We start from the raw sequence: 11,217 nt of genomic DNA, 5'->3' as shown, positions 1-11,217 counted from the left end.
GCGTGTGCTATGTTTTTTCATGGTGCTGCCCCCCGATTTTACGCATGTGAACACGTAAATTATGGCTCTGGCTTCGGCTAACCCTCGAGCGCGGGGGCAGCCCCTTTGTGGGGAGTCATAATGTCTAGGGAAATAAGGCGGGAACATGATTCAAAGCTTTACACCTCAAGACATCGCTGGTCTCAACAGACTGTCGGGCATCTTGGCGATCCCCTTTTTTGCAGCGGCAGTCTACATTGATTTTGGTCTTTGGGTCTTAGCGGATGCAGATCTTCTTCAAAGCATGGCTTCTAGTTCTTTTGATCCTGTGGTAGCTGTGTCAAAAACGGTAGCTTTTATTCTTGGCGTGGTGTTTGTAGCACCCGCATATATCGGCGCTAAAATGATCCTAGCTCTCCACGAAGCAGCTGAATTTTTTATAGGCTTTAGTTTGCTTAGCTTCGGCGTACTTGGGCTCGGTGTTTTTTTGCCAGGCGCATCAAGTGAGGGGGTAAATACCTTCTGGCATTTAGGTGCACTTTGCTGGGGGCTTGAGATTTTGGGTCCGGGGGAGATCGAGCAAAAGCCCTAACAATGCCAGCCACGGCGACGTCTACTACATTGCGGCTTCGCCTCCATTTCGTAGCCGCGCGTGCTGAGCGGCGTTGAGGCTGTAGAAAAGGTCAGAAAATTTTTCTGGTCCGGAATTGATCAATAAACGAGCTAAAAATAGCGCCTATTCTTAAAATCTGGAACACTCAACATCGAAAATACATCCAGATTTTACGTAGGAGCACCATCATAAAAAGGGGCGAGGGTTTTTCTACAGCCTCGTTAGCTCCTCTTGTGGATACCTTTGATTATGAATGAAAATCGACCTCTATCAAAGAATCAGAAAGAAAGGCTGGCGAAACTCGAGCCCCAGCTCAGGTCGTGTGTGGGAGCCGCTGATCTTAATCGTGCCAAGAGGATAACAGCCCAAATTCAAGAATTATTACGGCCCACAGGTCACGAAACTCGCATTCTACAAGCTAAAAACTGGCTTTATGAGACTGCAATGGAAGGCGGCAGCCTCACGTACGCGAAGATGGGGTTTGAGGGAACGATACAAAAAAGCAGTTCCAGAACACGGCTAAACCTTGAAGCCACCTCTCTTTTGGCAATTTGCTATCTGCGAGAGGGCAACTTGGAAAAGGCTCGGGACATGATTGTCAGAGCTGTAAAGAACATTAACAACATTAAGTCTGCAGATAGAAGGGAGCAATTTCACAAGCGCCTAATTGAGAGACTCGAAGAGGAAAGCATCTTAGTGGGTTTGAAGGAAGAGTCATCAGAGAAGCTTGATCTGTCCGAAGTTGATCAGCAGTCAGTTCAGCTTGTGATGACGAAATCCGAGAACCAAATATATCTCGAAATGGGGCGTGCCGTTCCGCAACGATCAGTTGATTTACTTAAGGATGTCAGAGATGCCTACACTTTCCGGCTTCCAGGTCCCGACAGGAAAATGCTTCCACCTCCAATAACAGAGGAGAACAAAGAAGCCCTTGGGAAGCGTGCAAGTTCTGCATTAAAGCGAGTTGCCTGGAGAGCGGTGTGCAGTCCTGATAGTGATCTCTACAAAGCATGGAGCCAAGGATTATCGGTTGTCTACGATAAAAAGTATATTGCCGGAGCCATAGTGGCGGCATTTAACTCCGCCAGCATTACTGTGGCAATGATCGCTGCTAGTGCGGCCGCATTGGCGATCAAGTTTGGTGCAGAAGTCTTTTGCGAGACGTTTGCTCCGAGTTCTCTTATGATCGACAGAAAGGACAAGAGCTAACAATCGACTGCACGGCAACCTGGACTCCCCCCAAGCGTTGAGGCTATAGGAAAAGGTCAGGAGATTTTTTGATACGAGATTGGTCAAAAAACAAACTAAAAATTGCGCCTATTCTTGAAATCTGAAGCATTCATCAACGGGAATCCGTCCAGATTTTACGCAGGAGCGCCATCGTAAAAGGGGCGAAGGTTTTTCTACAGCCTCGTTAACCACCAAGAGAAGTTATGAGTTGGAATCAGAGAGAAGAAGAACAGTCCAAAGAAATCACCCAACATTCAACAGTCGTGGATAACGGTGAGCCTGTTGAGATTCAGGCTATGGGCAAATTTTTCGAGGGTATTGTAGAGCCCATCGCTCGTAGTCAAGAGATCGCTGCCAAAGAAGGTACCAAGCAAGCAGAGATTATGGCTGGTATTGCACATCGGGGGCTTTTCTATTTCTTTGCAGTAGCGTTCGTTATTCTTGGTATCGCAGTTGCCGCACTCTTCCTCGACAAGGATCAGCTCGCTGAGAAGATAATATTCGGTGTCATATCATTCATTGGCGGCCTCGGTATTGGCAGAAGTATGCCGAAAAATGGTTAAAAATTCGGTCAACGTACGCTCCAGGCGTCGCTACCCTGCCGCTGGCGTTAGGCAATAGGAACAAACATGGCTTCGGGCCGCGAAATACGCAGCAATATTGATACAGAAAACGTTAAAGGTCTCCTGCTGATCAATGGAGGCGGGGCCATTGCGTTACTCGCCTTCCTGCCATCAATTCTTGGTATCGAAGAATATCGAGACCTAGTACGAGCTGTTGTATGGGGAATCATGGGCTTTCAGGTGGGCTTGGTTACTGCAGTCATGCACAATTTCTGGCGTCGACGCTGCTCTTTAGCTTGGGAGCAGGACCGGAATAAATGCCAGATCTTCGGAAAGCCCTTGTTTGAACCATGTATATGTTATTGGAGTCATGGATTTATGTTTGGCTCTTTGCTCTGCTTCGTGGCGGCGTGTGTCAAAGTGGCTTTAGCTGCACTGGCCATTACGGCGCCATAACGGCAACGAAGCGCTCATTGGTAGATAGAAGGAAAGCAGACCCGGGGGCGGATCTTGCGTTTTGCCACTGGCGATATAGCAGGTCCCGTCCCCCGCGCCTTGTGGGTAAAACGCTACATTGCCTGTCCGAATCAAACCCTCCGTAGCTGTCTCGCGTGGCGCAGCTTCTGTGATTTCGGTACCCTTTGGCCAATCACTCAGGATGAGTGATTGCGATTCACCAGGGACAGGAAGTCACCATGAAGTTAATCCGCCCCTCGGACGCAAGACCGTCCGACCTGCCGTACATCGTCAAACCCTTTGCCGCAAAGTCCCAAGTTGAGTGGAAGTTATCGAATCCGGCGTCGGGGTTATATCTTAGTTACGACCACGGCCCAGTCCGCTTATCCAATGGCCATTCGGGCCGTCCGGAATACACTAAGGATGATGTCCTGAAAGATGTTCTCGACGGTCGCGTTCTGGTCGTTAACGACATCGAAGGTTTTCCGTCTTTCCCGCTGTTTGAGTTCAAAAACGGTCAGTGGTGTTCCAACGATTCCGGTGTGGACTTTCTGTTGCGCTACTCGCTGGATTATCTGAACGCCCAAAAGTTCACTCCGGAAGATATTAAGAAAGGTGCCGCAAGCAGTAACGGAGCGAGCTTCGCTTCGACCAAATCGGTGGCGGACGACAGCGAGCAAGTTGCTGAATCGCTGAAAGAACGAAAGCTTTCTTTACCGCTTGGAGAGAGCGCGAAGGTCGCCCCCATTGCCGCTGTACCAGCTTCACAGGCAATGGCTTCCAGTCGGCCGGAAGACGTAGAACCAGGGTTCCATGTCGTTCGAAAACCGATGAGTAAGGTTGACCTTCTCACTAAGTTGTTCGGTGCTGCCGGCAATAAGCCGGAGTCCTTTGATCGGTTGAATCCAGACTTGGGGGATCAGGCGCTGCCCGGGGAGATGATTGTCCTGGGTGATCCCGATGGCCAGGAATGCACGCGAGAAGAAGCGGATTTGATGTCAGTGGCCAGTAGCGTCAACGAACAGGTCCGATCGCTGAGTGAAGACGAAGCGCAGTTTATTGTGGATTATTACGACTTGTTGGAGGCATTGACGTCGAATACAGCAACCGGCTTGAGCGCGGGCAGTGTCATGATTTCAAGGCAGATCGATCAGATTAATAATACGCTACGAAGCTTGGAAAGCCTGCACCAGGCATCTTTTAAGAAACATGGTCATCTAAATAGCTCTGAATTTTTTGACGAGCGCCGGAAGCTTTTCAAGCGCCTCGATTTTTCCCTCGGTAATGTTGCTCGCAAAGGTCTATCTCTGGATGATGCTCCCAAGTTGAAACAGGCTCTGGGAGTGTCAACGAAGAGCCTGGTCCACAACTGGAAGCAAGCTGGCGTCGGTGATATTCCCGGTTACGCTACTTACTATGACCGATTGGCGACGGGCGCAAAGTACATGCGCTACACCGGGTATTTGGCAATCGGCCTGGATGCATCTGTAGCGGCGATGAGAATCAAGGAAGCATGCACTGCCGAGAATCCTGAGAAAGAGTGCAAGAAGGTTACGTATATGGAAACCGGCAGAGTCGCCGGAGGGGCGTTTGGCGGGGCTATTGGTGGATCGTCTGCCGTTCTTTGTGGAGTCCTTGGTATTGCAACGACTCCGGTTGGCGGCGTTGCCTGTGTCGTTATCGTTGGCGGGGCCGGATCGGCGGCTGGTGGGTATGCAATGAGCAATGCTGGAGAAAGTTTTGGAGAAGTAATCTACGAGGCCACGAGCGATGAGTAATAACATGGCAACGATGCTGGCTTTTGTCGGGGCAGGCTCGTTGCTCACGGGTCTTTTGTTGATCTGTTTTATGATCACTGCAGGCTTCAAGAAAATAAAAAATATAGAAGGTTATATCGCCACCGAAGGAAAGTATCTGGATCACGTGAGACGGCTCTGGGGAGCAGGACCCATAGGACGTTGGATGAGGCTTCTTCACGTGTTCAGCTTTTTTGCATTGCAGGCGATTCCGGGATTGGGCACAAGAATGGCTGCTCGGCTGGGAGATGAGGCTCAGTCTGTGCCTTTGAGTCTAAGGCTGTGGGCAATCGTTCCCATGAGCCTTATCTACACGTTGGCCATCATAGTTGTCATCTGCGGCTGGAAGATCGGCGCCTATCGATAACAAGCTCCTAACGGGGCGGGGTGTGAATGAAATGATTTTCGTGGCAGTAAACGGTGAATGAGGACATCTATCGGTTGCTGATCCTTTTTGCAGTAGGTTGTTTGGTTTTTTCCCTGGTTCTACTTCTGTTTCTGCAAATTGTTGTTTTTCCCAAAGTGAGGGAGTTAGAGGAGCAGATCGCGACTGAAGGCAAGCACTTGGACAATGTCCGGCGGTTTTGGGGAAGCGGCCCCATCGGTCGCTGGCTCAGACTGATCAACGTGTTTGGCTTCTTCGTTTATCGGCGAATCCCGCGATACGGAAATACCATATCCGCCCGACTCGGTGATGAAAACGGGGATGTGCCCGTTGCTTTAAAGAGATGGGCAACGATTCCTATGGCGCTGTTTTTGGCGTCTACTGTTCTCTTTCTGGTGATTGGCTCTCTGGTTTAATGTTGAGAGAAAAACAGGAACAGGAGACAAGGTATCCTGAACGAGCCCCAGTTACACCCACTGGGGTAGCGCCAGCTCCGAGGCCCTCAAAACTGAGCCTTCAAGTAAAGCTGCCCTCCTGAGTAGCGCCAGCCGAATTCACCCCGGAAGCGGTCCTTGTCGGCGCCCACATCCAGGTCGAAATGCGTTGCGGAAACGCCGATGGACAGAGGCTTCCAGACGTTGTATTCGACACCGACGAGCATGCTGGTAATGCGGCCATCGTAGTCGTCGATATCCGCTTCAAAATACCGACCGGCTGCGCGGAGCTGCCATCCGGGAGCGAACTCATAATCGAAATAAAGGCCGAATAGGGGCAATGGCATGTCGCTACTGACGCTATCCCTGTAGTTATTCTGGAATTCGGCGTTCCCGTCCGAGTCGCTAATGACGCCGCTGGCTTGTACATCGAAGTCCAAATCCACCCAATAGACGCCCGCGGAAACCCCGACCTCCATGCTCTGTGATTTATACAGGCTGTAGATGTAGTTGACGTCGTAGATGTAGAAACGGCTATCCGTCGTCACGTCGGCGCCGGTATTGATGACGGTATCCTCGAACTCGAAATCGCGATCCAGGATGGTGCTGCTTTCCCGGGAAAATGGACTGTATTCCACGCTCAGGCGATGCCGTTCGGCGAATCGCCACAACGCCCTGACAGAGACAAAGTCGACGTCGTCTTCCTGACCGAGATCGTTCTCGATATCGATACTGGCGTTGTTGTCCCGGGTTTCACCGTTGACGGTGATGTCCGAATCGAACCGGGATATCGAGCCCCCGATGCTGAGGGTGAAGGTGTCATCGCCGAGGGCTTGGACGCTGGCCGGGCTCATGGAACAGAGCAGAAACAGGAGGGCATAAAGAGAAGCCTTCAATCCCACCACCCCAGCGTAAATCCGCCGTTGTGATCTCATGGTGAGCCTCCTCCCCATGTCCGGATCAGCGTTCGTTCAGGCGTTTTTCCGAGCGACTTGGAGGGCGAACTGCAGTCTTTAAGGCCTTTCCAGTAGGCTGCTCAGCTCAGCCTGGCTTCTATACTGCGGCGGGTTCGTTCGACTATTTAAGTAGTATGGAAGAAAACCGGAAAAATCCCAGTTCTTCCTGAATAGCCGGATTCTATAAAACGGTAGTCGCCAACGAATCCCGGACCATCTTTCAGGATTCATCCTTCGCAGGATAAAGCGTTCGCTCCAACACTCAGACCGTCACCACAAGCCAACACCCAACCCAACAACGCCTCCAATAGCCAAAAACTAACCACCTTTTAGCCCCCTTTCGGTCAAGGATCGTCAACGACGGGTCAACGGGTTTGAGCTGGGCATTGGCTAGTGTGGAAGACCTCATTCAATGGTGCGCCGGTCCGGTGTCGGCGCAAAGCGGAGGTGTTCCATGATCGAAGCCAAGCAATTTGATCGTCAGGCCCTGGAGGCCTGCGGTCAGGGCCGTTTGTTTCCCGGCAAGGTGCGTCTGCCGATTGACCAGATGCTGATGCTTGATCGCATCACGCACATCGATGCCAACGATGGTGCTTACGGGCAGGGCAGTCTGGAGGCGGAGCTGGATATCCGGCCCGATCTCTGGTTTTTCCGCTGCCACTTTGTCGACGACCCGGTGATGCCCGGGTGCCTGGGGCTGGACGCCCTGTGGCAGTTGATCGGTTTCTTCCTGGGCTGGAGCGGCGGCGAAGGCAAGGGCCGCGCGTTGGGGGCCGGCGAGATCCGTTTCTTCGGCCAGGTGCTGCCCCACAACGAGCGGGTGACCTACCGGCTGGATATCAAACGCGTCATCCGCCGCAAGCTGACCATGGCCATCGCCGACGGCAGTCTGTCCGTGGATGGCCGGGAGATCTACACCGCCCGGGACCTGCGGGTCGGGCTGTTCACCAACACCGATGCATTCTAGGAGGCCGACATGAGACGGGTTGTCGTGACAGGAATGGGCATTGTGTCGAGCCTGGGGCGCAATCGGGAACAGGTTCTGGATTCCCTGAAAAGCGTCACGCCGGGTATTGGCTTCAGTGAGCAGGCGCGCGATGCCGGGCTGCGCAGTCAGGTGTGCGGGCAGATCGACCTGGATCTGGCCGAGGAGATCGACCGTCGCCACCTGCGCTTCATGTGCCCGGCCGCGGGTTACGCCTACCTCGCCATGGCGGAAGCCATCGAGCAGGCACAACTGTCGCCCGCCGCTATCCAGGACGAAAAGACCGGTGTGGTCATGGGCACCGGCGGCGCCTCCACCGTGGAGCTGATGTCGGCCATCGACACGCACCGTGATCGTGGTCTGCGTCGGGTCGGCCCCTATCGCGTGCCGCGTACCATGGGGAGTTCGATCAACGCCTCGTTGGCGACGGCGTTCGGGATTACCGGGGTGAACTACGGCATCACGTCCGCCTGTGCCACCAGTGCGCACTGCATCGGCCACGCGCGGGACCTGATCGCCATGGGGCGTCAGGATGTGATGTTCGCCGGCGGTGGCGAGGACATCCACTGGAGCCTGAGCCTGCTGTTCGACGCCATGGGCGCGCTCTCGACACGCTACAACGACACGCCCGGGCGGGCATCCCGCACCTACGACGCCGAGCGCGACGGTTTCGTGATTTCCGGCGGTGGCGGCGTGCTGGTGCTGGAGGCGCTGGAGCACGCCGAGGCGCGCGGGGCGACGATACTGGGCGAAGTCGTCGGGTTCGGGGCGACCTCGGATGGCGCCGATATGGTCGCGCCGTCGGGGAAGGGCGCCGTCCGCTGCATGCGGCAGGCCCTGGCCGGTATCGATGAGTCGGTGGCCTACATCAACACCCACGGTACCAGCACGCCGGCCGGCGACATTACGGAGCTGGAAGCTATTCGCGAGGTCTTCGGTGAGGAAATGCCCATGCTGGGGGCCACCAAGCCCCTCAGCGGCCATGCACTGGGCGCTGCCGGCGTACACGAGGCCATTTACAGCCTGCTGATGCAGCAACAGGGTTTCGTGACACCGTCGGCCAACATAGAAGCCCTGGACCCACGGGCGGAGGGCTATCCGCTGGTGCGGGAAGCTGTCTCAGACCGGGAGTTGCCGCTGGTGATGAGCAACAGCTTTGGGTTCGGCGGTACCAACGCGTCCCTGGTGTTCAGGCGATGGTCTGCCTGAAGGCGCCCGGCGACAGGCCCATCCAGCGCTTGAACGCGCGGCAGAATGCGCTGGGTTCAGAGAAGCCCAGCCGTTCCGCCACGTCAACCAGCGGGCGATCCGCATCCTTCAGCAGGGTGATCGCCTGTTCGCGCCGCACATCGTCGAGCAGGCGGCCAAAGGTCAGGTTTTCCAGCCGGAGCTTCTTGTAGAGCGTGTGCCGGCTCATGTATAGCCGTGACGCGATGGTTTCGGCCCGCACCGGTCCCTGTGCCAGCGCCTCGGCAATCAGCGGGCGGACCTTGATGCTGAAGGTCAGCGACGGCAGCCCGCGCGATTGGACCAGTTGCCAGAGCCTTTGTAGCTGTGAGGGCGACAGCGCCCTCGCCGGATTGTCCAGCTGTTCCGGTGTTGTGTCGGTGTAGCGTGCCAAAAGGCTGCTGCTGATACCCGCGGACTGGAGATAGGCGATCATCGCGGCAACCAGATTGGCAAAGGCGTCGGTCTTCATGACGTTCCGTCCCCCTGGGGCAAGTGCTCAAAAGTGCTCAACGGACTGTGAATGAATTTCAGCGTACACGTGTTAGCTGAAAGTGTCTCCGTGAACCTTGCGCCGGGTCAAGTCCGGTTTCGCCGAAAGACGGGGTCGGGGTGGGGCAGGCCACGCCAGGACTGGCTTTGTACTCTTGTGCCTCTGGTGAACCTGACCACCCTCCGGTGGCACGACTGATGTCGATGGTTCCGGAAACAAAACCCAAACAATTCCCCCCTACAGCCTTCCCCAACGCGGCCGTTACCCTCCGTATGGGCAGGCAGGATAGCCCGTCGCAACATCCACTCTGTTCCAGGCCTCGTTAAGGACGAACCCGGCTGTACGAGCGACCCAAAACAGGATTGCCATGAAGAACCTGACCATCCAGACGCGCGTTCTTTTGCTGGCCCTGGTGCCGGTGATTGTGCTCACCGCACTGCTCAGCACCTACAACCTCAAGCAGGCGCAGGGCATTGGCGACGAGGCCGTCTCCGGCTTTTCCGATGCCATGATGGCGACCAAGCGCCAGGAGTTGCAGAACTACCTGCAACTGGCGCGGTCCTCCATCGCCCACCTTTATGATCAGCCCGGTTCGGCGGACGACCCCGAGGTGCGCGAGAAAGCCATGGCGATCCTGCGTCAGCTGCGTTTCGATGACGCCGGCAGCATGGGCTATTTCTTTGTGTTCGATACCGACGGCATGACCGTGGCCCACGGCGCGAATCCGTCGCTGGAAGGCAAGAGCCTGTGGGATTTCCAGGATCCCAACGGCAAGTACCTGGTGCGCGAGCTGGTCAAGGCGGCCCGGTCCGGCGGCGATTTCGTGTCCTACGAGTGGGAAAACACCGGGACGGGTGACCCCGAACCCAAGCTGGCCTACGCGGAGATGCTGCCCGAGTGGAATGTGCTGATCGGCACCGGCTTCTGGATCGACGGCCTGGAGAAGCAGAAGGCGGCCCTGGCCAGTGACGTGGACGAGTCCCTGGCCGACGCGGTGATCGGGTCGGTGACCACGTCCGTGGTGGCGCTGGTGATCATCGTGCTGCTCGCGCTGGTGGTGGTGCGTAGCATCATCAAGCCGCTCAAGAACGCGGTGACCGCCATGAACGGCATCGCCAGCGGCGACGGCGACCTGACCCGCCGGCTGGAGGTGGACGGCAACCACGAACTGGGGCAACTGGCTGTGGCGTTCAACAGTTTCGCCGATCAGGTGCACGAACTGGTGGAGCGGGTGCTGTCCTCCACGCGCACGCTGAACGACGCCACCCACGAACTCAACGAGGTGATGAGCGAAGCGGAGCAGGGGGTTGAGCGCCAGACTTCGGAGAGCGACCAGGTCGCCACGGCGATGAACGAGATGACCGCCGCCGCCCAGGAAGTGGCCGGCAACGCCAGCGAGGCCTCCACCGCGGCGGATCATGCCCACGCCGAAGTCAGCGATGCGCAGGGTCTGGTGCATCAGGCCACCGGCGTGATCAGCGGTCTGTCCGAACAGGTGCAGCAGGGCGTGCAGGTGATCGAGAAGCTGGGTGAGGATTCCCGTAGCATCGACACGGTGCTGGAAGTGATCCGCGAGATCGCCGACCAGACCAACCTGCTGGCGTTGAACGCGGCCATCGAGGCGGCCCGGGCCGGTGAGGCCGGGCGCGGCTTTGCGGTGGTGGCGGACGAAGTGCGGACGCTGGCCAGCCGCACCCAGGAGAGCACCCAGCAGATCCAGGGCACCATTGAGCGTCTCCAGTCCGGCGCCGGAAACGCGGTGGAACTGATCGGCTCCATCAGCGAACGCAGCGAAGCGACGGTGGCGGAGACCCGCCAGGTGAGCGAGGCGCTGCAGAAGATCGGTACGGCGGTGCGCACCATCACCGACATGAACACGCAGATCGCCAGCGCGGCGGAAGAGCAGACCAGCGTGTCGGAAACCATCAACCAGAACGTCCACCAGATCGTGACGATCACCGAACAGACCGCCCAGGGCACCCGCCGCGCCGGCGAGACCACCCAGCGGCTGAAGGCGTTGGCGGCGGAAATGTCGGAGCAGGTGAGCCGCTACAAGGTCTGAACGACCCCGCCTAAACCCGATTGACCCACTTCGCGCCG

General features: G+C 56.3%; 12 protein-coding genes. 10 read left to right on the top strand and 2 right to left on the bottom strand.

The annotated features are described in order from the left end of the window. The first annotated feature begins 145 nt into the window (after positions 1-145). From DKK67_RS18200 to DKK67_RS18175, 7 genes are all read left to right on the top strand, one after another. Positions 146-571, top strand: a complete 426-nt coding sequence (locus DKK67_RS18200) for a hypothetical protein (protein WP_111497924.1) — start codon at positions 146-148, stop codon at positions 569-571. A 270-nt stretch (positions 572-841) separates the two neighbouring features. Beyond that, a complete protein-coding gene (locus tag DKK67_RS18195; protein ID WP_111497923.1) occupies positions 842-1,801 on the top strand; it encodes a hypothetical protein in 960 nt (319 codons plus the stop codon). Between the two features lie 224 nt (positions 1,802-2,025). Further along, positions 2,026-2,385, top strand: coding sequence for a hypothetical protein (locus DKK67_RS18190; RefSeq protein WP_111497922.1), 360 nt, complete (start codon positions 2,026-2,028; stop codon positions 2,383-2,385). Positions 2,386-2,451: 66 nt separating this feature from the next. Continuing rightward, on the top strand, positions 2,452-2,841 hold the full coding sequence (locus DKK67_RS21660; RefSeq protein WP_162628876.1) for a hypothetical protein: 390 nt from the start codon (positions 2,452-2,454) through the stop codon (positions 2,839-2,841). Between the two features lie 239 nt (positions 2,842-3,080). Continuing rightward, a complete protein-coding gene (locus DKK67_RS21875) occupies positions 3,081-4,619 on the top strand; it encodes a hypothetical protein (protein ID WP_228160701.1) in 1,539 nt (512 codons plus the stop codon). Between the two features lie 4 nt (positions 4,620-4,623). Further along, positions 4,624-5,004: a hypothetical protein gene (locus tag DKK67_RS18180; protein WP_111497921.1), complete on the top strand. Its 381-nt coding sequence runs from the start codon at positions 4,624-4,626 to the stop codon at positions 5,002-5,004. A 74-nt stretch (positions 5,005-5,078) separates the two neighbouring features. After that, positions 5,079-5,438 (top strand): hypothetical protein, encoded by a 360-nt coding sequence (locus DKK67_RS18175; RefSeq protein WP_162628875.1) that lies wholly within the window; start codon positions 5,079-5,081, stop codon positions 5,436-5,438. A gap of 86 nt (positions 5,439-5,524) precedes the next feature. Here the strand turns inward: DKK67_RS18175 and DKK67_RS18170 are convergent, their stop codons facing one another. After that, positions 5,525-6,391 carry a porin family protein gene (locus DKK67_RS18170; protein ID WP_162628874.1) on the bottom strand — a complete coding sequence of 289 codons (867 nt, stop codon included), beginning with the start codon at positions 6,389-6,391 and terminating at the stop codon, positions 5,525-5,527. 475 nt (positions 6,392-6,866) lie between these two features. On the opposite strand from DKK67_RS18170, the gene fabA reads away from it, so the two are divergent. Together fabA and fabB are read left to right on the top strand one after the other, a co-directional pair. Then, positions 6,867-7,379, top strand: a complete 513-nt coding sequence (gene fabA / locus DKK67_RS18165) for a bifunctional 3-hydroxydecanoyl-ACP dehydratase/trans-2-decenoyl-ACP isomerase (protein ID WP_111497918.1) — start codon at positions 6,867-6,869, stop codon at positions 7,377-7,379. Between the two features lie 9 nt (positions 7,380-7,388). Then, positions 7,389-8,606, top strand: a complete 1,218-nt coding sequence (fabB, locus tag DKK67_RS18160) for a beta-ketoacyl-ACP synthase I (RefSeq protein ID WP_111497917.1) — start codon at positions 7,389-7,391, stop codon at positions 8,604-8,606. Here the strand turns inward: fabB and DKK67_RS21965 are convergent. Then, positions 8,587-9,096 (bottom strand): helix-turn-helix transcriptional regulator, encoded by a 510-nt coding sequence (locus tag DKK67_RS21965; RefSeq protein WP_322873919.1) that lies wholly within the window; start codon positions 9,094-9,096, stop codon positions 8,587-8,589. The genes fabB and DKK67_RS21965 overlap by 20 nt on opposite strands. A 388-nt stretch (positions 9,097-9,484) precedes the next feature. On the opposite strand from DKK67_RS21965, the gene DKK67_RS18150 reads away from it, so the two are divergent. Further along, entirely contained in the window at positions 9,485-11,179 is a 1,695-nt protein-coding gene (locus tag DKK67_RS18150; protein WP_111497916.1) for a methyl-accepting chemotaxis protein, read from the top strand. Positions 11,180-11,217 lie beyond the last annotated feature (38 nt).

The organism is Marinobacter bohaiensis, assembly GCF_003258515.1.
GTDB classification, from domain to species: domain Bacteria; phylum Pseudomonadota; class Gammaproteobacteria; order Pseudomonadales; family Oleiphilaceae; genus Marinobacter_A; species Marinobacter_A bohaiensis.
Note: the sequence above shows the minus strand (reverse complement) of the source record. Positions and strands in the feature narration are given on the sequence as shown.